Raw genomic sequence first — 24,083 nt, 5'->3', positions numbered from 1 at the left:
GCGGACGCCCCGCCCGGGCCCCGGACCTAACCGACGCGGCTAGCGGTGTACTCGGCCAGCTGCCGCAGCGCCGCCGTCACCGGCCCGTCGGGCAGGTGGGTCAGGCACTCCTCGGCCTCGTCGACCCAGGCGCGCACGTCGACCAGCGCGCGCTCGCGCCCGCCGGAGCGCTCCAGCAGCCCGAGCACCTCGGCCAGCACGGCGTCGTCGGTGACGGGGCCGTCGAGCAGCTCGCGCAGCCGCGCGCCGGTCTCGTTGTCCTCGGCCATCGCGTAGAGCACCGGCAGCGTGAACACGCCCTCGCGCAGGTCGGTGCCGCGCTCCTTGCCGGACTCCTCCGGGTCGGAGAAGACGTCGATGATGTCGTCGACGATCTGGAAGACCATGCCGATCGCGCGCCCGTAGCCGTGCAGCGCGGAGATCCGCTCGGTGTCCGCGCCGCCGTGCAGGCCGCCCAGGTAGCCGGCCGAGGCGATGAGCACACCGGTCTTCTCGCGGATGACCTGCGTGTAGTGCTCGATCGGGTCGCCGCCACGGGCGCCGACGGTCTCGCGCATCTGGCCGGTGACCAGCTCGCCGAAGGTCTCGGAGAAGTGGCGCACGGTGGCCACGCCCAGGTCCGCCATCAGCCCGGAGGCCAGGGCCAGCAGCCGGTCGCCAGCGAGGATCGCCACGGAGTTGCCCCAGCGCGCGTTCGCCGACTCCACGCCGCGGCGCCGCTGCGCCTCGTCCATGACGTCGTCGTGGTACAGCGTCGCCAGGTGCGTCATCTCGACCAGCGCAGCGGCCTTGACCACGTCGTCGCACATCGGGCGGTCGCCGTACTCGCTGGCCAAAAGCGCGAACATCGGCCGGAAGCGCTTGCCGCCCGCCTTGGCGAGGTGCAGCACCTTCTCCGAGACGATCTCGTCGCCCTCGGACAGCTTGCGCTCGAGCAGGTCCTCCACGCGTGCCATGGCGTCGTTCAGCCGGGCGGCGAGGGCCTCGTCGCTCAAGGGGAGGGACCCGGAGACTACGTCCGGGGTGCCTTCACCGTGGATCTTCAAAATTGGTGTCCTTACCGTTCACAGGCCTGTGCGTGCGTGGCCGGGCGCGGCCGCGCACCTCGGTTGTCGACGCGCCAACAGCGCGTCGGAGCTCGCCCACAACCGTAGCCCACGCACCCGTCGAAAGTGCACCCGGGCCGCATGCGTCGCCGCAGGGGACGCACCCGGGGGTGCCACGCGGGCGTCGTCAAGCGTCGATGGGACAATGACGGGCGTGGTTGAGCAAGTGCACACGGACGTCCTCGTCGTCGGCGCCGGGCCCGCGGGCTCCGCGGCGGCGATCCATGCCGCGCGCGCCGGACGCGGGGTGATCCTCGCCGACGCCGCGCGGTTCCCGCGCGACAAGACCTGCGGCGACGGGCTGACCCCGCGCGCGATGCACCAGCTGCGCCGGCTCGGCGTCGCGGGCGAGGTGCTCGGCGCCTACCGCAACCGCGGCCTGAAGCTGCACGGCTTCGGCGACTCGGTGACGGTGCCGTGGCCCGACAGCCGCTTCGGGGCTGAGGGTTCCGCGGTGCCGCGCACGCTTTTCGACGCCGCGCTGGTCCGGGCCGCCGCCGACGCCGGCGCCGAGCTGTGGGGCGGGGCGCGCGCGAGCGCGGTCGAGCGCGACGCCGCCGGGGCGGTCCGGGAGGTCGCGTTCGTGCGCGACGGGGCCGAGCGGCGCGTGCGCTGCCGGCACCTGATCGTCGCCGACGGCGTGCGCTCGGAGCTCGGGCGGCGCCTGGGCCGGAAGTGGCACCGCGGCGAGGTCTACGGCATCGCGGCGCGCTCGTACTGTCGCAGCCCGCGCGCCCGGGAGGAGTGGATCCACTCGCACCTGGAGCTGCGCGACGCCGACGGCGTGGTGCAGCCCGGTTACGGGTGGATCTTCCCGCTTGGCGACGCCCCGGTGGGCGGCGACCCCGACGCCGCTGCGGCGCGGCTGCGTGGCGGCGCTGATGCGGGCGCTGACGCGCCCGGCGCAGGCGGTTCCGCTGCGGGCTGGGTGAACCTGGGCTGCGGGGCGCTGTCGACGGCGGCGCGCCCGGCGAAGGTCAACACGAAGAAGCTGCTGTCGCACTACGCCGCCGCGCGCCGCGAGGCGTGGACGCTCGGCGAGGAGCAGCACGTGACCTCGGCGATGCTGCCGATGGGCGGCGCGGTCAGCGGTGTCGCAGGCCCGAACTGGGCGCTGATCGGCGACGCGGCAGCCTGTGTCAACCCGCTCAACGGCGAGGGCATCGACTACGCCCTGGAGACCGCCGAGCAGGTCGTCGCGCTGATCTGCGCGGCCGGCGGCGACGGCGGGGATCTCACGGCCGCCTGGCCAGCGCTGCTCAACGAGCACTACGGCGAGGCGTTCCTGCTGGCGCGCACGCTGGCCCGCGCGCTGACGCACCCGCGGTTCCTGCCGGCGGTGGGCCCGCTGGGGCTGCGCGGCCCGGCGGCGCGGGTGATCATGCCGGCGGCGGCGCGGCTGATGGGCAACCTCGTCACCGACGAGGACCGCGACCTGGTCGCGCGCGTGTGGCGGGCGGCCGGCGCGGTCACGAAGGCCGCCCGCGCGGGCTCGCCGCTCTGGGCGCCCGCGGAAGTCGCCCCGGCGAGCTAGGCGCCGGGCTTGACGGCGGAGTGGATCGCGACGATGCCGAGGGTCAGGTTCTGCCACCCGGCGTCGGTCCACCCGTTGCGGTTGATCTCGCGGGCGAGCCCGACCTGGTCGGGCCACTGGCGGATCGAGTCGGCGAGGTACTCGTAGGCCTCGGGGTTCGAGGAGACCAGCCGCGCGATCTGCGGCAGCAGGCGCATCAGGTACTCCTTGTAGACCGTCGCGAAGACGGGCACCACGGGCGTGGAGAACTCGTTGACCAGCAGGCGTCCGCCCGGCTTGGTCACGCGCGCCATCTCGCGCAGCGCGGCGCGGAAGTCGTGGACGTTGCGCAGCCCGTAGGAGATGGTCACCGCGTCGAAGGTCTCGTCGGCGAAGGGCAGGCGCATCGCGTCGCCGCACACCTTCGGCACGTCGCGGTCGCGGCCGGCCTTGAGCATGCCGCGCGAGAAGTCGCAGGCCACGCACCAGGCGCCGGAGCGGGAGAGCTCCACGGTCGACACGGCGGTGCCGGCGGCCAGGTCGAGGACCTTCTCGCCGGGCTTCAGGTCGAGGCGCTCGCGCGTGCGGCGCCGCCAGTAGCGGTCCTGCCCGAAGGACAGGACGGTGTTCGTGATGTCGTAACGCTTGCCGACGTCGTCGAACATCCCCGCGACGTCGAGCGGCTTCTTGTCCAGGTCTGCCTTAGCCACGTCGGCCGAGTCTACCGTCCATCCGCTTGCCGACGTCGCGCGGAGCACGTCGGCGGTCCCCCACGGCCTGGTGCGTGGCGGCGCACGCACTCGGCTGCCCGGGTGAAGCGCCGCTCAGGGAAGGCGCAACCGGACCGGCCCGCGCCCGAAGGCCTTTAAGCGGCGCCGGCGTTGCGGGCGTCGCCGGCGAGATGGCCCGCACGCCCGGCGCGCCCGGCGCGGGCGCCTCGCACCGCGTGGCCGGCCGCCAGGTCCGCGGTCCACAGCGGGCGGTAGGCCGCCTTGAGCGCCGCCAGGCCGGTCGGCCGGAACCGGCCGATGACCTCCCGGTAGTGCCCCAGCAACTTCTCGCCCTGCGCGTACCAGGTGCGGTTCTCCACGGTCTCCCGGCAGGTACGCGCCATGGTGTCGTGCACGGCGTCGTCAAGCAGCCGCTCCACGGCTGCGGGCAGGTCGCGGGAGAAGGTCGCGACGTCGAGGAGCTCGCCGGTGACGGACTGCTCGATGAGGTCGACGGGGCCGCCGGCGCGCGGGCCGATGGTGGGCACGCCCGAGGCCTGCGCCTCCTGGACGGCCTGGCAGAAGGTCTCGAACTCACCGGGGTGGACGAACAGGTCGAGCGAGGCGTAGGCCTCGGCGAGCCGGTCGCCGCCGAGTTGGCCGGTGAACACGGCGTCGGGCATCAGTTCGCGCAGGCGGTCGCGCTCGGGGCCGTCGCCGACGATGACCAGCTGGATGTCCGGGCGCCCGGAGAGCACGGCGAGGCGGTGCACTCCCTTCTCCGCGGCGAGGCGGCCGACGAAGCCGACGATGCACTTGCGGCCCGTCGGTTCCCAGCTGCGACGCAGCTCGGCGGAGCGCTTGGCCGGGTTGAAGCGCTCCGCGTCGACGCCGCGGCCCCAGCGGTAGACGTTGCGCACGCCGTGGGCGGTCAGCGCGGCGATCGTCGGCGAGGACGGCGCCAGGGTGCGCGCGCACGCGTTGTGCACCAGGCGGGTCCACTCCCAGGCGGCGGTGGCCAGGGGGCCGAGGTGGTAGCGCCCGGAGAAGCCGGCGACGTCGGTCTGGTAGACGCCGACGGCCGGCACGCCCAGCTGCGCGGCCGAGTAGGCGCCCGCCGCGCCGAGGACGAAGGGGCTGGCCAGGTGGACCACGTCCGGCTCGAAGTCGCGCAGCACGGCCGTCACGGTCGGGGTGGGCACGCCGACGGGCAGCGAGTCGACGAGCGGGACGCGCACGGTGGGCACGCGGTGGATCGGGAAGCCGCGGTACTCGGGGATCTCCTCTTCGAAGCCGCGGGCGCCGGGGGCGACCACGACGGCCTCGTGACCGGTGGCCTCGAGGTGCTCGAGGACGCGCAGCACCGAGTTGGTCACGCCGTTGACGTTGGGCAGGAATGACTCCGTGACGATACCGATCCGCATGCCTGTCATCCTTTCCGTGCGCCACTGCCGGGTGTTGTCCACCGGTGGTACTTAGTTTGAAGCTTAAGAGAAGTCGCGGTGAACTGTGTCACCCGCGCGGGCCGCGTCCCACCCGCGCCTGCCGTTGCCGACGGTTGCCGACGCTGCCCGCCAGCCACCACAGCAGCCCCGCGACCACGGTGCACACCAGCCACGAGGAGGCCGCCGGGGTCAGCGCCAGCGTCCACCCGCGGCCCTCGATCTTGACCAGGGCGGGGTCGTCGACGGCGTAGGTGACCCAGACGCGCTGGCCCTCCTGCAGCCCGCCCGGGTAGGCCACCCCGCCCGGCGGGGAGTGGAAGATGCCCTCGGCGTCCTGGTAGTCGACGGTGGTGCGCCGCCAGCCGACGTCGGTGACCTCGGCCAGGGCGCGCCCCGGGTCGGCGGCGATGGTGCGGTCGTTGAGCGCGGGCCCGATGACCATCGCCGCGCAGCCCAGGCACGCCAGCGTGTAGAGCGCCACGATGAACTGGCGCACGCGCTTGCGCAGCCCGCCGCTGTCCACTACGCGCCCTCCCCGACAGCGCGCACGGCGACCTTCTGCACGGTCTCCGTCAGCGCGCGCCGCGTGGCGCGCGTCGTGCGCGCCTCGATGACGTGGAAGCGCGGGTGCCCGGCGGCGTCGACGAGGGCGTCGACGAGTTCCCCGAGATTTCCGACGCGTGCGTGCTCCACCCCGTAGGCTGCACAGAGCTCGCCCAGGTCGACGCCGGTCGGCGTGGCGAAGGCGCGCTCGAAGCCCGGGCGCAGGCCAGGCGCGCCGATCTCGAGGGACTCGAAGATGCCGCCGCCGTCGTCGTTGGCGACCACGACCGTCAGGTTGTCCGGGCGCGGTTCGTCGGCGCCGATGAGCAGGCCGCCGACGTCGTGCAGGAAGGCCAGGTCGCCGAGCAGGGCGACGGTGCGCGGGGCCGTCGGCAGTTCGGGGTGCTCGGCCTGGGCTGCCAGGGCCGCGCCGACCGCCTGGGAGACCGAGCCGTCGATGCCGGCCGCCCCGCGCGGGGTCAGCGTGCGCACGCCGGCGAACGGCAGGCCGACCCAGGAGAGGTCGCGCACCGGGTTCGACGCCGCGGCGAAGAGCGTGTCGCCGTCGCCGAGCTCGTCGGCCACCGCGGCGGCCACGTGCAGGCCGGTGAAGCCGTACTCGGAGTCGGCCAGCCCGGCGCGCACGGCCTCGGCGGCCAGCTGGGAGGCGCGCTCGCAGGCGGCCAACCACTCCCGGCGCGGGGCGCCCGAGGCCCTGACCCGGGAGCCGACGCGGGAGGCAGCGCCCTCCGGGTCGGTGACCGTCTCCGTGCGGCTGAGCACGATCACCTCCGGCGGCGTCGCAGGCGCCGCCGCGGAACCGCCGGCGCCGGCGGGCGCGACGTCGTCAAGCACACCCGCGGCAAGCCGCAGCACGGCGCGGTGCAGGGTGGGGTGACCTACGACGATGACCTGCTCGGGGCGCAGCGCGGCGGCGGCCAACGGGTGGACGGGGTTGAGCGGGGCGGGCGCGCTGGGCTCGGCGATGGTGGGCGCCTCCTCGAGGCCGGGGACCTCCCAGGCCTCGTCGCCGGCGATGACGAGGGTGTCGCGCGTGAGGTCGACAGCGACCTCGCCGTGGTCGACGCCCGGGGTGACCGGGCGCGGGCGCGTGGTACGGGCCCCACCGACCGGCTCGGGCGCGACCGGCGGCACCAGCGGGTTGTCCAGCGCGACGTTGAGGTGGGCCTGCGCGTGGGCGGCGAGGAACGCGTCGATCTGCGCGGCCGCCCCCTCGCCGGTCCCGACGTGGTCGACCTGCAGGGTCGGCGCGTAGCCGCCGAAGAGGCCGCGCTGCACGATCGTCTGCGAGGCGCCGGTGCCCACCAGGCGGGCGGGGCGGTCGGCGGCGAGGACGACCAGCGGGGTGTGCGACTGGGCGGCCTCGACGACGGCGGGCAGGCAGTTGGCCACGGCCGTGCCGGAGGTCATGCACACCGCCACGCGGCGGCGCTGCGCGCGGGCCAGGCCCAGGGCGAGGAAGGCGGCGGAGCGCTCGTCGACGCGCACGTGCACGCGCAGGTCGCGCCGGGCGGTCAGCGCCAGGGTCAGGGGCGTGTTGCGCGAGCCGGGGCAGACGACGACGTCGGTGACGAAGCCGGCGAGCCGGTCGACCACCTCGGCGGCCAGTGCGGTCGAGGGTGCGGCATCACGGGAATCGCTCATGGCCCCCGATTCTAGAGCCCCGGCGCGCGGCACCCGGCGGGCGTGCGGCGCGCCCCGCCTCAGCCCGCGGTGTCCGGCGCCGGCTCGCCGCCGGGCTGCGCGCCGTCCCCACCGGTGAGCCTGCCGAGGAAGTCGTCCCACAGCTCGCGCAGCTGCGCCTCGTCGGTCGGCGCCTCCTCCGGCAGCTCGGGCAGCTGCGAGGTGTCGAAGCTCGGCAGCTCGCTGGGCAGCTCGAAGCGCGGCCCGGTCGGCTCCTCGGTGACGGTGGTGCGCTCGGTGGAGGTGACCTCCTCGGTGGTGGTCACCTCGGTCGACTCGCCGTCGCCGCCGGTGGTGCGTCCGAGCAGGAAGAGCAGCGCGCCGGCCAGCAGCACCGCCAGCGTCACCCCGATGACCTTGCCGGTGCCCGACCCCGAGCCGCCCGAGCGGCGCGGGCGCTCCTCGAAGTGGCGTAGGTCGCGGCCGCGCTCGTCGCGGTTGTCGTAGTCGTCGTAGCCGTCGTCGTAGTAGGCGTCGTCGTAGTAGGCGTCGTCGTAACCGTCGTCGTAGCGCGCGTCGCGCGGCGGGATGTACTGGCGCGGCTGCTGCGGCCCCGGCTCGCCGGCCGCGCCCAGGTAGCGCGTCGAGTCCGCGCCCGGGCGGCCGCGGTAGTTGCTTTCCGACGCCGCGCCCAAGTACCGCGTGCCCTCCCCGTCGCCGTAGGCGTCGCGACGTCCCCCCGGTTCCCGTCCCGACGAGGGGCCGAGGTAGCGCGTGGAGTCGTCGTCGGAACCGCCGTAGCGGTAGTTGTCGTTGGCCATCTCGCTCCTCCGGGGTCGTTCTCGACGGTGGCGCATGGACGCACGCCGTGCTTGCGGGCACTCTACCGCCGCAGCCTGGCAGTCCGCGGCCGGTCGGCGTAGCCGCGGCTGCACAACGGCGTCGGGTCCGCTGTCCGGGGAGCTGGCTTTTCACCCGACCCCGGCGCGCACCGGGCCGCGCGCTACTCCGCGCGACGCTCCCGCCCCGCTGCCGCGAGCGCCCGCCCGGTCGCGGTGTCGCCGGCCGCCAGCTGCGCCGGGGTGGCGTCGGCGATGATGCGCCCGCCGCGCTCGCCGGCGCCCGGCCCGGTCTCGAGCACGCGGTCGGCCGCGGCGATCACCCGCGGGTCGTGCTCGACGACGATGACCGTCCCGCCGGCGTCGGCGAGCCCCTCGAGCACGGCGAGCAGCCGGTCGACGTCGGCCGGGTGCAGCCCGGTGGTCGGCTCGTCGAGCAGGTAGACGGTGCGCCCGCGCCGCGCCTTGGTCAGCTCGGTGGCCAGCTTGATGCGCTGGGCCTCGCCGCCGGACAGCGTCGGCGCGCCCTGCCCGAGCCGCAGGTAGCCCAGCCCCATCGACTGCAGCGTGGTGATCACGGGCTGGTCCTCGAAGACCTCGGCGGCCTCGTCGACGGTCATGGCGAGCACGTCGGCGATGGTGTGGCCGTTCCAGGTCACCTCGAGGGTCTCGTCGTTGTAGCGCCGCCCGCCGCAGTCGGGGCACGTCGTGTACGAACCCGGCAGGAAGACCAGCTCGACTTCGATCTCGCCCTCGCCGCGGCAGGTCGGGCACTGGCCCTGCTTGACGTTGTAGGAGAACCGCGAGACGGTCCAGCCGCGCCTCTTGGCCTCCTCGGTGCCGGCGAACAGGCGGCGCACCGTGTCGAAGAAGCCGGTGTAGGTCGCCAGGCACGAGCGCGGCGTGCGCCCGATCGGCTTCTGCGAGATCGGCAGCACGCGCCCGGCCTGCTCCTCGGCGGCGTCGGTGAGCATGTCGAGCAGCGTCGTCTTGCCCGAGCCCGACACGCCCGCGATCACCGTGAACTGCCCGAAGCCGACCTCCAGGTCCAGGTCGCGCACCGTCCTTGACGACGCCTGGTGCAGCTCCAACATTCCCGACGCGGCCCGCGGTGCGTCGTTGAGGCGCGGCGCGCCCACGGCCAGGGCCGCGGCCGTCGGAGAGGGTACGGCGTGCGTGCCGCCCTGCGCACCGGTGCCCGGCGTGTTCCCGGCGCGCTCGGTCCGTCCGGCGGAGTCCGTGCCCGGCGCGTCGCTGCTCCCCGCAGCGCCCTGCGAAGCGACGGCCGCTTCGAGATAGTCCGCGGTGGGGCCGGAGTAGACGATGCGCCCGCCGCCGGTGCCGGCGCCCGGGCCGACGTCGACGATCCAGTCCGAGGCCGCCACCAGGTCCATGTCGTGCTCGACGAGCATGACCGTGTTGCCCTGGGCGATGAAGCGCCGCGCGATGTCGAGCACCGCCCGCCGCTCCACCGGGTGCAGCCCCGCCGAGGGCTCGTCGAGGACGTACATCACCCCGAACAGGCCCGTCTTGAGCTGCGAGGCCAGCCGCACGCGCTGCAGCTCGCCGGCCGAGAGCGTGCGCGCCGGGCGGTCCAGCGAGAGGTGGCCCAGGCCCAGCTCGAGGGCGGAGTCCAGGATGGGGCGCAGGGCACCCAGCAGCAGGCGCTCGGCCTCGGAGGAGGCGTACGCGACGTCGGCAAGCATGTCGGCGAGCCGCTCCAGCGGCACCTGCCCCAGCTCGTCGATGGGCAGGCCGGCGTACGTCACGGACAGCGCGTCGCGGCCGAGGCGGCGGCCGTCGCAGGTCGGGCAGACGGACTCCTCCATGAAGGAGATGGTGCGCTTGCGCAGCGTGTCCGACTCGGTCTCGGCCAGGGTCTTGCGCAGGTAGTTCGCCGTCGAACGCCAGGTGCCCTGGTACTGCTTCTCCACCTGGTCGGCGCGGCGGTCGGGGGTCACGGTGACCACGGGGGTCTCGTCGGTGAACAGGATCCAGTCGCGCGTAGCCTGGTCGATGTCGCGCCACGGGGTGTCCATGGGCATGCCCAGGGTGTCGAGGATGTCGCGGAAGTTCTTGCCCGCCCACGCGCCGGGCCAGGCCTTGATCGCGCCGTCGTTGATGCTCAGCGAGGGGTCCGGGACCATCGAGGCCTCGGTGGGCTCGTAGTGCACACCCGTGCCCTGGCAGTCCGGGCACATGCCCACGGCCGTGTTCGGCGAGAAGTGGTCGCTGTCGAGGCGGGTGAGGCCCGCCGGGTAGTCGCCGACGCGCGAGTAGAGCAGGCGCACCGTGTTCGACATCGTCGAGACGGTGCCCACCGTCGAGCGCGCCCCGCCGGCCGAGGTGTTCTGCTGCAGCGCCACCGACGGCGGCAGGCCCTCGACGGCCTCGACCTGCGGGTCCGTCGCCGAGCCGATGAGGCGGCGGGCGAACGGGGCGACCGACTCGAAGTAGCGGCGCTGCGCCTCTCCGTGGACGGTGCCGAAGGCCAGGGAGGACTTGCCCGAGCCCGAGATGCCGGTGACCGCGACCAGCTGACCGCGCGGCACGTCGACGTCCACGCCGGCGAGGTTGTGCAGGTGCGCGCCGCGCACGTGGATCATGCCGTCGTCGTTCGGGTCCGTCGGCGTGTTGGCGGTGCTCTGGGTGTTCTCAGCGCTCATGGGCCCCACTGTAGGGGCTGCTACTCCCCCGCCTCGGCCAGGCAGGCGTGCGCGGCGCGGATGCGCTCGAACCACCAGTCCCGCCGCTCCGGCGCGGCCGCCAGCTCCGCCAGCCGCTCCGGCTCCGGCACCGCGGGCGCGGTGGGCAGCCGCCCGCCGACGAGCTCGCGCGGGGCGGCGACGTCGGCGGCGAACAGCGACTGCGTGGCCAGCCCCGCCGGCGCCTCGGAGAGCAGCGACGCCGCGACCAGCCCCGCGTTCATGCCCACCGCCGTGTCCAGCGCGCTGGCGACGGTGACGTGCATGCCGGCGCCGCGCAGGTGCTCCGCGATCGCGGCGAGGCGGCGCACCCCGCCCAGCGGGGCGACCTTGAGCACCGCCCAGCCGCACGCCCCGGACCCGGCGACCAGGTAGGGGTCGGCGGCGCGCCGGATCGACTCGTCGGCGGCGATCGGCGTCGCGATCCCCCGCCGGTCCAGCTCCGCGCGCAGCTGCCCCAGCTCGGCCACGCTCGCGCACGGCTGCTCCAGATAGGCCAGCTCCCCCAGCTCCTCGGCCGCGCGCACCGCCTCGGAAACACTCCAGCCCCGGTTGGCGTCCACGCGCACCACCGCGCCCGGGCGCGCGGCGCGCACGGCGGCGACGCGTGCGCGGTCGTCGTCAAGCGTCTGACCGCGCTCGGCGACCTTGACCTTGACGGTGGTGCAGCCGGGGTAGCGCTCGAGCAGCTCGGGCACGCCGGCGGGGTCCATGGCGGGCACGGTGGCGTTGACCTCGACGGACCCGGACGCCGGCGCGGGCAGGCCCAACCAGGCGGTCTCGAGGCCGGCCGCCAGCCACGCGGCGGCCTCGGCGGGCGGGTACTCGAGAAACGGCGCGAACTCGCCCCAGCCGGCCGGCCCCTCGATGAGCGCGGCCTCGCGGACGGTCACCCCGCGGAAGCGCACGCGCATCGGCAGGGCGACGACGTGGGTACGCGCGAGGATCTCCTCGACGGCGGGCAGCGGCGAGGGCAGGACGGGCGGCGGCGGTTGGACGATCATGCCCGCCAGCGTAGGCGGGCGCGCCCTAGACTGGGCGGGCATGAAGCAGCCGAGCTACAGCACCGACCAGCCCTTCGACGCCGCGCAGTGGCGGCCCGTGGCGGGCTTCGAGGACCTGACCGACATCACCTACCACCGCCACGTGGGCGAGACCCGCGCCGACGGCATCGTGCGCATCGCCTTCGACCGCCCCGAGGTGCGCAACGCCTTCCGCCCGCACACCGTCGACGAGCTCTACCGCGCGCTCGACCACGCGCGGCGCACCCCGGACGTCGGCTGCGTGCTGCTGACCGGCAACGGGCCGAGCGCCAAGGACGGCGGCTGGGCGTTCTGCTCGGGCGGCGACCAGCGCATCCGCGGCCGCTCCGGATACCAGTACGCCACCGAGCACCGCCACGACGACGCCACCGCCGACGCCTCGACCGTCGACGCCGCGCGCGCCAAGGCCGAGGGCGGCCGGCTGCACATCCTCGAGGTGCAGCGCCTGATCCGCACGATGCCGAAGGTCGTCATCGCCGTGGTCAACGGCTGGGCGGCCGGCGGCGGGCACTCGCTGCACGTGGTCTGCGACCTGACGATCGCCTCGCGCCAGGAGGCCCGCTTCAAGCAGACGGACGCCGACGTCGGCTCCTTCGACGCGGGCTTCGGCTCGGCGCTGCTGGCCCGGCAGGTCGGCCAGAAGTTCGCCCGCGAGATCTTCTTTTTGGGCCGCACCTACGACGCCGAGACGATGCAGCGCATGGGCGCGGTCAACATCGTCGCCGACCACGGCCAGCTGGAGGACGAGGCCGTGCGCGCCGCCCGCGAGATCAACGGCAAGTCGCCGACGGCGCAGCGCATGCTCAAGTTCGCGTTCAACATGGCCGACGACGGCATGATGGGCCAGCAGGTATTCGCCGGCGAGGCGACCCGCCTGGCCTACATGACCGACGAGGCCGTCGAGGGCCGCAACTCCTTCCTGGAGAAGCGCGAGCCGGACTGGTCGCAGTTCCCCTACTACTACTGACCGTCGATTGACGACGTCCCGGTGGGCGCCGTCGGCGCGCACGTGCGGCGTGGGTGCGTGGGGCGGGCACCGTAGCCCGGGTCCCCGGCCGGCCGCCGCCATCCGGCAACCCGCGTCAGCGCACGCTGAGCAGCGCGCGGCGGGCGGCCCAGGTCGCGGCGGCGAGCAGCGGCAGGCCGAGCGCGGCCGCCGTGGTGAGGCGTGCGGCGGTGTCGGCGGTCTGCGCCCAGGACGGCAGGGCGGGCAGCCACAGCGGGGTCTGGGCGAGGACGTCACCGCCGAGGGTCGCCGAGACCACCGTCCACACCACGGCCGCGGCGACGGCCCACGCGGTGCCGAGGCGCACGGTCAGCGCCAGCGCGACGGCCGCGAGCACGCACCCGCTCAGGCAGGCCACGGCCGCCCAGCGGACCAGGGCGGCGAACGCGGTCGCGGTGCCGGAACCCGTCGCGGTGATCACCTGGACCGCTGCTGCGGTATCCACACCCGCGGCGGACAATCCCGCGCCCTCGCCGGCTCCGGCGAAAACCACGGCGAGCGCGGCGACAACGCACATGCCGGCGACGACCAGGAAGATCCAGGCCACGAGCGCCCCCGGCACGCGGGGGTTCTCCACCCGGACCAGCGGCCAGGCCCCCGCCAGGGCGGGCCAGACCAGTACGGGCAGCACCCCGGCGCCCAGCGGCAGGACCGCGAAGATGAACAGCCCACGCACGTACGAGGCGTCGTAGACCGCGGCCGCGACCGCCAGCGCGAGCACGCTGAGACCCACCGCGACGAGCACCGCCGGGGTGGCGGCCACCCGCGCGGTCGCCCGCAGCGCCGCCAGGGCTGAACCCGCGGCCGACAGCGCCGGGCGGCGCGCTGACCGCACCGGGTCTCGCGGCGCGTGCCGCACACCAGACCCAACCCCGAACGAGTCCGGAGCACCCTCGGCACCCGCACCGCGCCGGGCGGTGGTCGGTACCGCGCCCGTGGGGGCAGGCGGGACGTCGGCAATTGGACGACGCGGGCGGCGCCCGCGGGGCGGCACCGTGACCGCGGCGGCGGCGCCGAACAGCGCGAGCAGGCCGCACAGCGCGGCGGGCCACCACGGCGTCTGGGCGGCCAGCGGCGAGCCCGGCTCGAGCGGCAGCAGGTTGAACTGCACGCCGAGCAGCGGCAGGACCAGGCGCAACGGCCACGTCGGCGGCAGCGTCCACCACCACGGCGCGACGACCGCGGCGCCCAGGATCTGCCAGACGACGCCGGCGACGAGGACCGCGACGGTGCCGCGGCGCCGGGCCAGGGCGGCCGCGAGCCCCGCCACGCCGAGCGCGCCGAGCAGCGCCGCCGCGCCGACCGCCGCGACCAGCCACGCCCGGGCCATGCCGAACAGCACTGCGGCGAGGAAGGTCACCCCGAAGTTGAGGACGTGGAAGGCGGCGACGGCCAGCCAGACCACCACCAGACGCGCGGCGCGCTGCCGGCGCACCGGGACCGGCCGCCACGCCGTGCCGCCGGCGCGGGCGGTGCGTTCGCGGGACTCGGCGACGGCGGCGAAGAGGCCGACGAGCGGGGCGGCCATGCCGGTCAGGTAGAGGCCCTGCCAGTTGAGGACGGTGGCGGCGTCGGCACCCGGGGGCGCCGAGAGCGGGCCGAAGAGCGCGGTGACCGCGCCGAGCAGCAGCCCGAGCAGCGGCAGGCGGGCCAGCGCGGAGCCGCGGGCGCGGATCAGCTCGGCACGCAGGTGGCCGGGCCGGTGCGGGCGGCGCGCGGCGGCCGGGCGCGCGGCGCTCATCGGGCGTCCTCGGCGGTCAGGCGGAGGAAGGCGGCCTCGAGGTCGCCGTCGGCGCCGTCGGCGCCGGGGGCGAGTTCGGTGAGCGGGCCGGAGTAGCGCACCCGCCCGCCGGCGAGCACGGTGGCGTCGTCGGCGAGGTGGCGGACCTCGCCGAGCTGGTGCGAGCTGACCAGCACGGTGCCGCCGCGGGCCGCGCGCTCGCGCAGGAAGCCGCGCAGGTCGGCGATGCCCTGCGGGTCCAGCCCGTTCTGCGGCTCGTCGAGCACGAGGATCTCCGGCTCGCCGAGCAGCGCCTGGGCCAGCGCCAGGCGCGCCTTCATGCCCGTGGAGAAGTTCCTCGCCTTCTTCTTTCCGACGTCGCCGAGCCCCACGAGCGCCTGCACCCGCTCGACCTCCGCGTCGGGCAGGCCGAGCAGCGTGGTGTGCACGCGCAGGTTGTCGCGCGCCGAGAGGTGGCCGTAGCAGGCGGGGCCGTTGACGGAGGCGCCGATGTGGCGCAGGGAGTCGCGGGTGAAGGGGGAGCCTGCGACGGTGACGGTGCCGGCGTCGGGTGCGAGCAGGCCCAGCAGCACGGAGAAGAGGGTGGACTTGCCGGCGCCGTTGCGGCCGAGCAGGGCGTGCACGCGGCCCGGGCGGGCAGCGAGGGCGACGTCGTCGAGGACGCGGCGGCCGCCGAAGGAGACGGTCACGCCCTCGCAGGCGAGAGCCGCCGTACCCGGTGATGCGGAAGCGACGTCTTCTGGGCGCCCCGTGCGCCCGGGCTGCGCGGCGCGCCGGGGGCTGTCGGTCGGTACGGGGTCACTGTGTGCGTTCATGGGGCCGATGCTCCCCGGCCGGGCGGGGTGCGCACATCGGGCCGCGGGACCGTTTCCGCGCGGGCGTCTCCTACCGCGGTAGGAGCCCGGCACGCTGCACGAGGAGCACCAGCGCGACCCGGTCGCGCGCGCCGAGCTTGGCCAGCAGGTTCGACACGTGGGTCTTGACGGTCGTCTCGGCGATGTGCAGCGACTCCGCGATCTCCGGGTTGGTGGCCCCGCGCCCGATCTCGGCGAGCACCTCCAGCTCGCGGGCGGTCAGCAGGCTGAGGCCCTGGCGTTCCTCGGGCCCCAACGCACTGCGTGCGGCCACCGCCTGCCGGTAGCCCTCCAGCACGGGGCCGGTCACCCCGCTGGCCAGCACGGACTCGCCCCGGGCGACGGTACGCACGGCGTCGGCAAGCACGTCCGGCTCGGCGTCCTTGAGCAGGAAGCCGTGCACCCCGGCGGCGATGGCGGAGCGCACGAGCGCGGGGTCGCGGAAGGTGGTCAGCATCATCACGGCCGGCGCCTCCGGCAGCGCGAGGATCTCGCGGGCGGCGGCGATGCCGTCGAGGCCTGGCATGCGGATGTCGAGCACGGCGACGTCGACGCCGCCGGCGGCGTCCCGGACGGCGCGCACGGCCGCCGCACCGTCGGCCGCGGTGGCGGTGACCCGGATGTCGTCCTGGGCGTTGAGGATCGTGGTCAGGGCGCCGAGCAGCAGCGTCTGGTCGTCGGCGAGCAGCACGCGGATCACGGGCGCCTCCCCAGTTCGGCGCGGAGGGTGAAGACGTCGCCCACGTGCTCCGTGCGCAACGAGCCGCCGACGGCGCGGGCGCGCTCCGCCAGGCCGAGCAGCCCCTTGCCGCCGACCTCGCCGCGCCCGCCGGAGCCGGGCCGGTCCGGGCCCGTGGAGGCGACGGTGACGGTCAGCGCGGCGTCGGCACCCGGCACGGCGGCCAGGGTGACCACGGCGCGGGCGTCGACCTGGTGGCGCACGGCGTTGGTCAGCGCCTCGGAGATGATGCGCACCGCGGCGAGCTGGACCACGGCGGGCAGCCCGGTCAGCCGCGCCGGCGGCGTGCCGCGGCACTCGACGTCGAGCCCGGCGGCGCGGAAGGAGTCGAGCAGCCCGTCGAGCCCGGCCAGCTGCGCGGTCGGCTCGAGGCCGGCGTCGTGGCCGCGCAGCGCGTCGACCATCCCGCGCACCTCGCCGAGCGCCTCGGAGCTCAGGTCGCGCACCTGCGTCAGCGCCGCGCGCTCCTCGCCTGCGACGAGCCCCGCGTTGGCCTGCACCTTGATCAGCACCAGCGAGTGGGCGAGCACGTCGTGCAGCTCTCGGGCGAGGGTGAGGCGCTCCTCCTCGCGCAGCGCGGCGAGGTGGTCCTCGCGCGCCCGGGCGCGGGTGCGCTGCTCGGCGGCGAGCAGGTGCGCGACGACGAGCAGCGCCCAGTGCGCGGTCAGGGTCACGGCCCAGTCGACGCCGGTGCGGTAGCGCCAGTCGAGGTTCGTGTCGAGGGTCCACATCATCGGCGAGACCAGCGCGCCGGCCAGCGCGACGCCGAGCACCGCGCGGCCGAAGACGCGCGAGCCGACGTAGCGCTCGGCGCCGTAGACGGCCAGCAGCGCGAAGACGAGCCACGGGGTCACGCCGAGGCTCACGGGCGCGGTCAGCCACACCGCCGCCCACAGGCCGAGCAGCACGAGGACCGCCACCGCCGAGGCGCGCGGGCGCGTGCGGTAGACGGCGGCCGCGGCGACGAACCCCCAGGACAGCACGGCCTGCGCCGCGGTGTGCGGCGAGTTCACGCCGAGGGCGTAGACCGCCGCGAGCAGCGCGGCGGCCCCGGCGAGGATCAGGTCACCCCTGCGGAAGTGCATGGGTACAACATATCCGCGCGCGCTTGACGACGCCCCGGTGGTGCGCGTCGGCGCGCACGTGCCGCGCGTTGAGCAGGGCCGGCCCAACGGTCCCCGCGTCCAGCTCCGATTCACGCAGGCGCGAAAAATCCGCCCCAGCTATTGCCCCGGGAAACCGCGGCCGCTACTTTTTGGTGTCATGTCAGCATTTAAGAACATCGCACTGCTTCTCGCCCGCGTCATCCTGGGCGTCATCCTCATCTACCACGGCTGGGACAAGTTCGGTCACCTCGCCGACTACTCCGACAACTTCGCCGCCATGGGCGTGCCGGCCTCCTCGGTCGCCACCGTGGTCGCCGCGGTCATCGAGCTCGGCGGCGGCATCCTGCTGCTGATCGGCCTGATGACCCCGATCGCCGGTTCCCTGGTCTTCCTGGTCATGCTCGGCGCCTACTTCTTCGCCCACATGGGCAACGGCGTCGCCGCGGCCGACGGCGGCTTCGAGCTGGTCGGCGCCATCGGTGCCGCCGCGCTCGTCCTGGCCGGCGCCGGGGCCGGTGTCTTCAGCGTCGACGCCGTGCTCAACCGCCGCCGCGTGACCACCGCCGACGCCGACGCCGACGACGCCGTCGCCGCCCGCACCACCACGACCGCCTAAAGACCCCCAGGACCGCCGGAGCGCGCCTTCCCCGGGGCGCTCCCGGAGTACCCGAACCACCCGGGCCGCACCCGCGCGCCCCGCGTAACATCGACCGTCATGGCCCTCCGTAACCTCGACGTTCTCCCCGTCGACGCGCACGACCCCGCCGCGATCCTGCCCGACCTCGAGCAGGCGATCAGCGGCGGGGTCTCGCTGTTGCCGGTGCCCGCGGACGACCCCGGCCGCGCCGAGCTGCTGCGCTCCTCCCAGGGCGCCGGCCGCCCCATCGACCCCGCCGTCGCCCTGGTGGTGGGCACCTCGGGCTCCACGGGCACCCCGAAGGGCGCGCAGCTGACCCCGGCCAACCTCGTCGCCGGCGCCGACGCAACCCACCGCGTCCTCGGCGGCGAGGGCCAGTGGCTGCTGGCCATGCCCGCCCACTACATCGCCGGCCTGCAGGTGCTGGTGCGCGCCCTGGTCGCGGGCGTGGACCCGTACTGCCTCGACCTCTCGAGAGGCTTCGACGTCTCCGCCTTCGCCCGCGGCGCCGCCGAGCTGGCCGCCACCGGCGACCGCGTCTACACCTCGCTGACCCCGATGCAGCTGATGAAGGCCATGGACACCCTCGAGGGCATCGACGCGCTGCGCACCTTCGACGCGGTCCTCGTCGGCGGCGCCGCGCTCGACCCCGACACCCGCGCCGCCGCCGGCCGCCTGAACATCCACGTCGTGGCCACCTACGGCGCCTCCGAGACCTCCGGCGGCTGCATTTACGACGGTCGTCCCATCCCCGGCGCGCGCGTCAAGCTCGACGCCTCCGGGCGCATCCACTTGGGCGGCGCCACGATCGCGCACGGCTACCGCAACCGCCCCGGCCACGAGTCCTTCGCCGAGGAGGGCTGGTGGGCGACCTCGGACGCCGGCGCCTTCGACGCCGAGGGCCGCCTGGTGGTCAAGGGCCGCCTCGACGCGGTCATCGACACCGGCGGGCTCAAGCTGCACCCCGAGGTCGTGGAGACGGAACTGCTGCGCGTGCCGGGTGTCGACGCCGCGTGCGTGGCCGGCGTGGCGCACCCGCGCCAGGGCCAGGCGGCGGTCGCCGCCTACACCGGCACGGCCTCGCCGGCCGAGATCTACGAGGCGCTCGCCGAGCTGCCGCGCTGGCAGTGGCCCAAGGAGCTGCGCCGCGTGGCGGCGCTGCCGCTGACGGCCACCGGCAAGGTCGACCGCCCCGCCGTCGCCGCCCTCTTCAGCTAGGAAACGTGGGGGACGCGCCCTAGTCCTCGGCCGCCGCGGCGGCGGCGAGCACCGCGACGTCGTCAATCGTGTAGGCACGCGCGATCTGCGCGTCGTTGCCGCCGCCCGGCCCGTTGCGGCGCACGAGGGCGCCGCGCTGGGTCAGCGGCACGATCGCGAAGTTGCGCGGCTTGGCGAAGACCTGGCGGACGCGGAAACCGGAACGCAGGGCGCACAGGTGCAGCCAGACGTCGTCGGCACGCGGGGCCACGCCGCGGAACTCCTCGCCGCGCGCGGCGACGTAGTCCACGAACGCCGGGGCGTAGCACACGCCCGAGACGCCCGTGGCGAAGTGCAACACGCTGGCCCGGCACGTGTCCGCCGCCGTCCAGCGCATGTACGGCAGCAGGCGGCCGTCGCGCAGCTCGACGCGGTGCGCGCGGTAGGCCACCACCGTGTCCGGGCGCAGGCCGCCGACCTCGAGCAGCTTCTCCAGGAACCACTCGGGGTAGATGATGTCGTCGTCGACGGTGACCACGCGGGTGTCCGTGCCCGCCAGCGCGCGGAACATGTCGAAGTACTTCGCGTGCGGGCCCAGGTTCCCGCTGCCGCGGCGGACCTGCAGGCCGCGGTCGACCAGGCGCTTCAGGCACGGCGGCCACGGCCCGTCGTAGTCCTCGGGGTCCAGCCACAGCACGATCGGCGCCGGGCGGCTGCCGCGCGCGACCGACTCGACCGCGTAGAACGCCGAGGCCAGGCGGCGACCGTGCGTGGTCAGCGAGACCACCACGTCACCCTCGGCCGGGATGCGCGCGCCGCCAACGCGGTTCGCCCACGCCAGCGGGATCAGGCGGAAGAGCGTGAAGACGAAGGAGACCACCTGGCCGGCGACGTAGCTGACCCACATCCGGCGGCTCCTCTCTGGCTGCTGACTGTCGCTGATCGCGTCGGACGCGCGCGGCCGTGCGCCGCGACTCCCAAGATTCTTACCACCGCCACGGCCCCGGCGTGGGCGGGGCGCACCCGGGTGCGGGACAATGGCAGCCATGTCCGACGTTCCCGAAACCCCCACCGGCCCCGCGGCCGGCGCCCCCGGCGGTGCGCGACGCACCGCCACCTTCGCCGACTGGAAGGAGGGCGCACGCCCGCACACCTGGGCCAACGCCATCTCCCCCGTCGTCGTCGGCTCGGGCGCGGCCGCCTACCTCGGCGGGTTCAGCTGGTGGCGCGCGCTGCTCGCGCTCGTCGTCGCCTGGGCCCTGATCGTGGGGGTGAACTTCGCCAACGACTACTCCGACGGCATCCGCGGCACCGACGACGACCGCTCCGGCCCGCTGCGGCTGACCGGCTCCGGGCTCGTCGAGCCCCGGAAGGTCAAGGCCGCGGCGTTCGGCTGCTTCGGGGTGGCGGCGGTGGCCGGCATCGCGCTGTCGCTGGCCAGCGCGTGGTGGTTTATCCTCGTCGGCGTGGCCTGCATCGCCGGCGCCTGGTTCTACACCGGCGGCAAGAACCCCTACGGCTACCGGGGCCTCGGCGAGGCCGCCGTCTTCGTCTTCTTCGGCCTGGTCGCCGTGCTGGGCACCCAGTTCACCCAGGCCGGCCGCGTCGACTGGACCGGTGTGGTGTGCGCGGTGGCGGTCGGCTCGATCTCCGCGTCGGTGAACCTGGCCAACAACCTGCGCGACATCCCCTCCGACTCCGCGACCGGCAAGATCACGCTCGCGGTGCGCCTGGGCGACGCCGGCTCGCGCCGGATGTTCGTCGCGCTGGCGTGCATGCCGCTGGTCGCCTCGGTGGCGCTGGCGTTCGCCACCTGGCCGACGCTGGCCGGGCTGGTCGCCGCGCCGCTGGTCCTCGCCGGGGCGCGCCCGGTCGTCGGCGGGGCGCTCGGCAAGGACCTCATCCCGGTGCTGGGCGCCACGGGCCGCGCGATGCTGGTGTGGGCGCTGCTGACCGCCGCCGCCCTGGCCCTGGCGCCGACCGGCTGGCTGCCCGGGGTGTGACGCCGTGATCGGGGTGGTCACCGGCTTCGCCATCATCTTCACGGTGGTCGGAGCGGGCTTCGCGCTGGGCCGGGCCGGCGTCTTCGGCGGCCACGGCGGGCGCCTGGTGCTCAACCGCGTCGCCTTCCACGCGGCCACCCCGGCGCTGCTGTTCACGGTGGTGGCCAAGTCGGACCAGGCAGAGCTGTTCTCCCCGGTCATCCTGGTCAGCCTGCTGGCGGCGGTCGTGACGGCGCTGATCTACGCGGCCGTCTCGACGGTGTTCTTCCGCCGCGACCTGACCACCACGACGATGGGCGCGGCGGCGGCGAGCTACGTCAACTCCAACAACATCGGCCTGCCCGTGGGCATCTACGTGCTGGGCACGGGCGCCTACGTCGCACCGGTGATCGTGCTGCAGGTGGTGCTGTTCACCCCGCTGATCCTGGCGCTGATCACCGCCGAGGACCACCGCGGCGCCTCCCGCGCGCCGCGTCGGCCACTCGCTCCGCGAGGTCCTGGCCACTCCCCTGGTGCCCGGCTCGATCGCGGGCCTGGTCGCCTGCCTGACCGGCTGGGAGATCCCGCAGCCGGTCATGGCGCCGCTGGAGCTGCTCGGCGGGGCGTCGATCCCGCTGATCCTGATGAGCTTCGGCGCCTCGCTTACCGAGCAGAAGATGCTCGACTCCCCCGCCGACCGCCCGACCGCGCTGGTGGCCACGGCGATGAAGCTGGTGCTGATGCCGGCCGTCGCACTGGTGCTCAGCCTCGCCCTTGGGCTGTCGGGCACGCAGCTCTACGCCGCGCTGATCCTCGCCGCGCTGCCGACGGCGCAGAACGTCTACAACTACGCGGCGACCTACCGCAAGGACGAAATCGTCGCGCGCGACACCGTGTTCCTGTCCACCTTCCTGGCGCTGCCCGTGATGCTGGGCATCGCCGCGCTGTTCGGGGGTTGAGCCATGATTGACGACGTCGCGCCCACCTCCCGCACCGCGCGGACCACCGTGGCGTGGTTGGCGGTGGTCGCCGTCGCCGGTGTCGTGCTGCGCACGGCCGTGGCGGCGCGCGGGTGGTTCTACTGGGACGACCTGACGCTCTTCGCCCAGGCAACGGACGCCGGCGGCGGGCTGGCCGGGCTGCTGGCCACGCCGCACGACGGGCACTTGATGCCCGGGGCGTGGCTCGTCGAGTACGCGCTCGCCCACTCCGCGGGGCTGAGCTGGCCGGTGGCCGTCGGCACGCTCACGATGCTGCAGCTGTGCGCGGCGGCCGCGGTGGCGTGGCTGTGCGCGGAGCTGTGCCCGGGGCGCCGGGCGGCGGTGCCGCTGGCGGCCTACCTGCTCACCCCGCTGACGCTGGCGTCGACGACGTGGCTGGCCAACGCGGTCAACGTGCTGCCGCTGCACGCGGCGCTGGCGGCCGCGCTCGCGCTCTCGGTGCGCACCCTCAAACGCGCCGCACACTCCAGCCCCGGCCCTCGGCCCAGCGCCCGCACCAACAGACACGCAGGGCCCCCGACCCGGGCACGATCCGGAGCCGCCGACCGTGCCCGCGAGGAGACCACAGCGACCAGATTGCGCACCACGACATCACTCGGTCCCATGCTGCGGCCCGTGCTGATGCCCGCGCTGGGGGTCGCGGCGATCGTGCTGGCCGGCTGCCTGTTCAGCGAGCGGGCGATGGCCGCCGCCGTCGTCGTGCCCGGCTTCCTCGTCTGCTACCTGGCCTGCCAACGGGGACGGACTCCCGCCCAGCCGTCAAGGTCGCCCTCGCCGAGATCTGCGGCGCCGGAGGCGCTTGACGCTCCAGCGCCCCTGCACCACACGCGCCGCAAGCACTCGCTCACGGCGGTGGTTGCGCTGAGCGCGGGGGCAGGCGTGGCGTCGGCAATCTGGGCCGTCGTCTACGCGCTCGCCGTCGGGGACCCGCGGGGGTGGGGCACGGGGCCGTCGGCAAGTGAGCTGACCTGGCACGGCTGGGTGCACGGGCTGCTGCCGACGCTCGCCGGCGGGCCATGGGCGTGGCCGCGGTGGCAGCCGGGCCCGCCGTTCGCAGACGCCGGGCTCGCGGGCGTGGTCGCGGGCGGCGTGGTGCTGGTGGCGGTGCTCGTGTGGTCCGGGCGGCGCGCCCTGGCGTGGGTGCCCGGGCTGGTCTACCCGGTGCTGCCGCTACTCGCGCTCGGCGTGGCGCGCGGCGGGCCCGACACCGCGCTAGAGATCACGCAGACGCTGCGGCACTTCTCCGAGGCCGCCGTGTTGCTCGCCGCCGGGCTCGCCGTGACGTTGGCGGGGCCGGGTGCGCTGCGGTGGCGGCGCACGGCCGGGATGCTGGGCGTGGTGCTGGCCGTCTCGGCCGGGGTGTCGACGCTCGCGTACGCGCGGTCGTGGGCACAGCAGCCGACGCGCGAGTACGTGACGACGCTGCGCGGCGAGCTCGCCGGCCACGACGGGCCGGTCCTCGACCAGGGCCTGCCCGCCGACGTGCTGCTGCCGGTGGTGCACCCGTACAACCGCCTCTCGGCGATCGCGCCGGGACTCGGCGGCGACGAGGTGGTGGCGGACTGGACGCGGGAGCCCACGCTCGTCGACGCCGACGGGCGGCTCGTGCCCGCGGGGCTGGTGACGATGCGCGCGACGGTGCCCGGAGACGAACCCGGCTGCGGGGTGCGGGTGACCGGCAGTGAGGCGCTCGCACTGGACGGGCCGCTGATGGACGCCGAGTGGGTCGTGGAGTTCAACTACTTCGCCGACCGCGACGGCGAGTTCGCGCTGCGGCTCGACGGGCGGGAGGTCGCGGTACCGGCGCGCGCGGGGCTGAACCAGGTGTGGGTGCAGCTCGAGGGCGGCGGCGAGCGGCTCGAGGTCAGCGCGCGCGACGGGCTGGAGCTGTGCGTGGGGCGCTCCCCCGTCGGGCGGCTCGCTGTGCGGTGACGCGGGCGGCCTGCGGTTTCGCGCACGCCGAGTTGCCCGGCCAGTGGGCCGGGTTGTGTGATTCGGCGACGTGCCGGCAGCAGCGAGGATCTCCCACGCACTACCGCGCGTCCGCGGGGCTTCCGGCCAGCCCAGGTGAGCCGGGCCGCTTAAGCGGCCCGGGTGGTGCGGCCGGCGGCGTGCTCGGCCACCATCCGACGCGCCAGAGTCGGGGTGGCATCCCGCTGCTTCCTTCCACCGGGCAACACCCGGAAGACATCCAACCCGTCACGCTCGACCCGCCCGTGACGGACCGGCCCGTCAGGGTCGTCGTCGTTGGCGGCGTTGTGGTACCTGCACA

Annotated in this window: 19 protein-coding genes and 2 pseudogenes; 7 read left to right on the top strand and 14 right to left on the bottom strand. The window is 75.0% G+C overall.

Going from position 1 to position 24,083, the window contains the following annotated elements; all coding sequences use genetic code 11:
• Nucleotides 1-26: 26 nt before the first annotated feature.
• Nucleotides 27-956, bottom strand: a complete 930-nt coding sequence (locus QP119_RS05425) for a polyprenyl synthetase family protein (RefSeq protein WP_284774417.1) — start codon at nt 954-956, stop codon at nt 27-29.
• Between the two features lie 295 nt (nt 957-1,251).
• On the opposite strand from QP119_RS05425, the gene QP119_RS05420 reads away from it, so the two are divergent.
• On the top strand, nt 1,252-2,640 hold the full coding sequence (locus QP119_RS05420) for an FAD-dependent monooxygenase (RefSeq protein ID WP_284774265.1): 1,389 nt from the start codon (nt 1,252-1,254) through the stop codon (nt 2,638-2,640).
• Here the strand turns inward: QP119_RS05420 and QP119_RS05415 are convergent.
• From QP119_RS05415 to QP119_RS05385, 7 genes are all read right to left on the bottom strand, one after another.
• Nucleotides 2,637-3,329, bottom strand: coding sequence for a demethylmenaquinone methyltransferase (locus tag QP119_RS05415; protein ID WP_284774263.1), 693 nt, complete (start codon nt 3,327-3,329; stop codon nt 2,637-2,639). The two genes, QP119_RS05420 and QP119_RS05415, sit on opposite strands and share 4 nt — an antisense overlap.
• A 155-nt stretch (nt 3,330-3,484) precedes the next feature.
• On the bottom strand, nt 3,485-4,753 hold the full coding sequence (locus QP119_RS05410; protein ID WP_284774261.1) for a glycosyltransferase family 4 protein: 1,269 nt from the start codon (nt 4,751-4,753) through the stop codon (nt 3,485-3,487).
• 88 nt (nt 4,754-4,841) lie between these two features.
• The gene (locus QP119_RS05405; RefSeq protein WP_284774258.1) at nt 4,842-5,297 is read right to left on the bottom strand and encodes a DUF3592 domain-containing protein; all 456 of its coding nucleotides are present in this window, start codon (nt 5,295-5,297) and stop codon (nt 4,842-4,844) included.
• On the bottom strand, nt 5,297-6,982 hold the full coding sequence (gene menD, locus QP119_RS05400) for a 2-succinyl-5-enolpyruvyl-6-hydroxy-3-cyclohexene-1-carboxylic-acid synthase (RefSeq protein WP_284774256.1): 1,686 nt from the start codon (nt 6,980-6,982) through the stop codon (nt 5,297-5,299). Before menD ends, QP119_RS05405 begins: the two co-directional genes overlap by 1 nt.
• A 59-nt stretch (nt 6,983-7,041) precedes the next feature.
• Nucleotides 7,042-7,782, bottom strand: a complete 741-nt coding sequence (locus tag QP119_RS05395; protein WP_284774255.1) for a hypothetical protein — start codon at nt 7,780-7,782, stop codon at nt 7,042-7,044.
• Between the two features lie 182 nt (nt 7,783-7,964).
• Complete coding sequence (locus tag QP119_RS05390; protein WP_284774415.1) at nt 7,965-10,406, bottom strand: excinuclease ABC subunit UvrA; 2,442 nt, start codon at nt 10,404-10,406, stop codon at nt 7,965-7,967.
• Nucleotides 10,407-10,486: 80 nt separating this feature from the next.
• Nucleotides 10,487-11,509, bottom strand: coding sequence for an o-succinylbenzoate synthase (locus QP119_RS05385; RefSeq protein ID WP_284774253.1), 1,023 nt, complete (start codon nt 11,507-11,509; stop codon nt 10,487-10,489).
• A 40-nt stretch (nt 11,510-11,549) separates the two neighbouring features.
• Between QP119_RS05385 and QP119_RS05380 the strand changes: the two genes are divergently transcribed.
• Entirely contained in the window at nt 11,550-12,515 is a 966-nt protein-coding gene (locus QP119_RS05380; RefSeq protein WP_284774251.1) for a 1,4-dihydroxy-2-naphthoyl-CoA synthase, read from the top strand.
• Nucleotides 12,516-12,630: 115 nt separating this feature from the next.
• Here the strand turns inward: QP119_RS05380 and QP119_RS05375 are convergent, their stop codons facing one another.
• The 4 genes from QP119_RS05375 to QP119_RS05360 form a co-directional block, all read right to left on the bottom strand.
• On the bottom strand, nt 12,631-14,295 hold the full coding sequence (locus QP119_RS05375; RefSeq protein ID WP_284774250.1) for a hypothetical protein: 1,665 nt from the start codon (nt 14,293-14,295) through the stop codon (nt 12,631-12,633).
• The gene (locus QP119_RS05370; protein WP_284774249.1) at nt 14,292-14,984 is read right to left on the bottom strand and encodes an ATP-binding cassette domain-containing protein; all 693 of its coding nucleotides are present in this window, start codon (nt 14,982-14,984) and stop codon (nt 14,292-14,294) included. The genes QP119_RS05375 and QP119_RS05370 overlap by 4 nt, the downstream gene beginning before the upstream one ends.
• 196 nt (nt 14,985-15,180) lie before the next feature.
• Nucleotides 15,181-15,849, bottom strand: coding sequence for a response regulator (locus QP119_RS05365; RefSeq protein ID WP_284774247.1), 669 nt, complete (start codon nt 15,847-15,849; stop codon nt 15,181-15,183).
• The gene (locus QP119_RS05360; protein WP_284774245.1) at nt 15,846-16,973 is read right to left on the bottom strand and encodes a sensor histidine kinase; all 1,128 of its coding nucleotides are present in this window, start codon (nt 16,971-16,973) and stop codon (nt 15,846-15,848) included. The genes QP119_RS05365 and QP119_RS05360 overlap by 4 nt, the downstream gene beginning before the upstream one ends.
• Nucleotides 16,974-17,151: 178 nt before the next feature.
• Here QP119_RS05360 and QP119_RS05355 point away from each other — a divergent pair, with 178 nt between their 5' ends.
• Together QP119_RS05355 and menE are read left to right on the top strand one after the other, a co-directional pair.
• Nucleotides 17,152-17,610 carry a DoxX family protein gene (locus tag QP119_RS05355; RefSeq protein ID WP_284774243.1) on the top strand — a complete coding sequence of 153 codons (459 nt, stop codon included), beginning with the start codon at nt 17,152-17,154 and terminating at the stop codon, nt 17,608-17,610.
• Between the two features lie 99 nt (nt 17,611-17,709).
• The gene (gene menE / locus QP119_RS05350) at nt 17,710-18,849 is read left to right on the top strand and encodes an o-succinylbenzoate--CoA ligase (RefSeq protein ID WP_284774242.1); all 1,140 of its coding nucleotides are present in this window, start codon (nt 17,710-17,712) and stop codon (nt 18,847-18,849) included.
• A gap of 19 nt (nt 18,850-18,868) precedes the next feature.
• Here menE and QP119_RS05345 read toward each other — a convergent pair whose 3' ends face one another.
• Nucleotides 18,869-19,735, bottom strand: a complete 867-nt coding sequence (locus QP119_RS05345; protein WP_284774240.1) for a glycosyltransferase — start codon at nt 19,733-19,735, stop codon at nt 18,869-18,871.
• Nucleotides 19,736-19,874: 139 nt separating this feature from the next.
• On the opposite strand from QP119_RS05345, the gene QP119_RS05340 reads away from it, so the two are divergent.
• The 3 genes and pseudogenes from QP119_RS05340 to QP119_RS05330 all read left to right on the top strand — a co-directional run bounded on the left by QP119_RS05340 (nt 19,875) and on the right by QP119_RS05330 (nt 23,743).
• Nucleotides 19,875-20,831 carry a 1,4-dihydroxy-2-naphthoate polyprenyltransferase gene (locus QP119_RS05340; RefSeq protein ID WP_284774239.1) on the top strand — a complete coding sequence of 319 codons (957 nt, stop codon included), beginning with the start codon at nt 19,875-19,877 and terminating at the stop codon, nt 20,829-20,831.
• Between the two features lie 4 nt (nt 20,832-20,835).
• Nucleotides 20,836-21,769: pseudogene (locus tag QP119_RS05335) on the top strand (AEC family transporter).
• Nucleotides 21,770-21,772: 3 nt separating this feature from the next.
• Complete coding sequence (locus QP119_RS05330) at nt 21,773-23,743, top strand: hypothetical protein (protein ID WP_284774237.1); 1,971 nt, start codon at nt 21,773-21,775, stop codon at nt 23,741-23,743.
• Between the two features lie 149 nt (nt 23,744-23,892).
• Here QP119_RS05330 and QP119_RS05325 read toward each other — a convergent pair.
• Nucleotides 23,893-24,083 (bottom strand): annotated as a pseudogene (locus QP119_RS05325) (hypothetical protein); the annotation flags it as partial.

It is taken from the genome of Corynebacterium frankenforstense (assembly GCF_030211955.1).
In the GTDB taxonomy this organism is placed as follows: Bacteria; Actinomycetota; Actinomycetes; order Mycobacteriales; family Mycobacteriaceae; genus Corynebacterium; species Corynebacterium frankenforstense_A.
Note: the sequence above shows the minus strand (reverse complement) of the source record. Positions and strands in the feature narration are given on the sequence as shown.

Excerpts from the sequence above, each read along its gene's own strand:
- QP119_RS05425 (WP_284774417.1), bottom strand. The coding sequence starts at position 956 with ATGGCACGCGTGGAGGACCTGCTCGAGCGCAAGCTGTCCGAGGGCGAC.
- QP119_RS05420 (WP_284774265.1), top strand. The coding sequence starts at position 1,252 with ATGACGGGCGTGGTTGAGCAAGTGCACACGGACGTCCTCGTCGTCGGC.
- QP119_RS05410 (WP_284774261.1), bottom strand. The coding sequence starts at position 4,753 with ATGCGGATCGGTATCGTCACGGAGTCATTCCTGCCCAACGTCAACGGC.
- menD (WP_284774256.1), bottom strand. The coding sequence starts at position 6,982 with ATGAGCGATTCCCGTGATGCCGCACCCTCGACCGCACTGGCCGCCGAG.
- QP119_RS05395 (WP_284774255.1), bottom strand. The coding sequence starts at position 7,782 with ATGGCCAACGACAACTACCGCTACGGCGGTTCCGACGACGACTCCACG.
- QP119_RS05390 (WP_284774415.1), bottom strand. The coding sequence starts at position 10,406 with ATGATCCACGTGCGCGGCGCGCACCTGCACAACCTCGCCGGCGTGGAC.
- QP119_RS05385 (WP_284774253.1), bottom strand. The coding sequence starts at position 11,509 with ATGATCGTCCAACCGCCGCCGCCCGTCCTGCCCTCGCCGCTGCCCGCC.
- QP119_RS05380 (WP_284774251.1), top strand. The coding sequence starts at position 11,550 with ATGAAGCAGCCGAGCTACAGCACCGACCAGCCCTTCGACGCCGCGCAG.
- QP119_RS05375 (WP_284774250.1), bottom strand. The coding sequence starts at position 14,295 with ATGAGCGCCGCGCGCCCGGCCGCCGCGCGCCGCCCGCACCGGCCCGGC.
- QP119_RS05360 (WP_284774245.1), bottom strand. The coding sequence starts at position 16,973 with ATGCACTTCCGCAGGGGTGACCTGATCCTCGCCGGGGCCGCCGCGCTG.
- QP119_RS05355 (WP_284774243.1), top strand. The coding sequence starts at position 17,152 with ATGTCAGCATTTAAGAACATCGCACTGCTTCTCGCCCGCGTCATCCTG.
- menE (WP_284774242.1), top strand. The coding sequence starts at position 17,710 with ATGGCCCTCCGTAACCTCGACGTTCTCCCCGTCGACGCGCACGACCCC.
- QP119_RS05345 (WP_284774240.1), bottom strand. The coding sequence starts at position 19,735 with ATGTGGGTCAGCTACGTCGCCGGCCAGGTGGTCTCCTTCGTCTTCACG.
- QP119_RS05340 (WP_284774239.1), top strand. The coding sequence starts at position 19,875 with ATGTCCGACGTTCCCGAAACCCCCACCGGCCCCGCGGCCGGCGCCCCC.
- QP119_RS05330 (WP_284774237.1), top strand. The coding sequence starts at position 21,773 with ATGATTGACGACGTCGCGCCCACCTCCCGCACCGCGCGGACCACCGTG.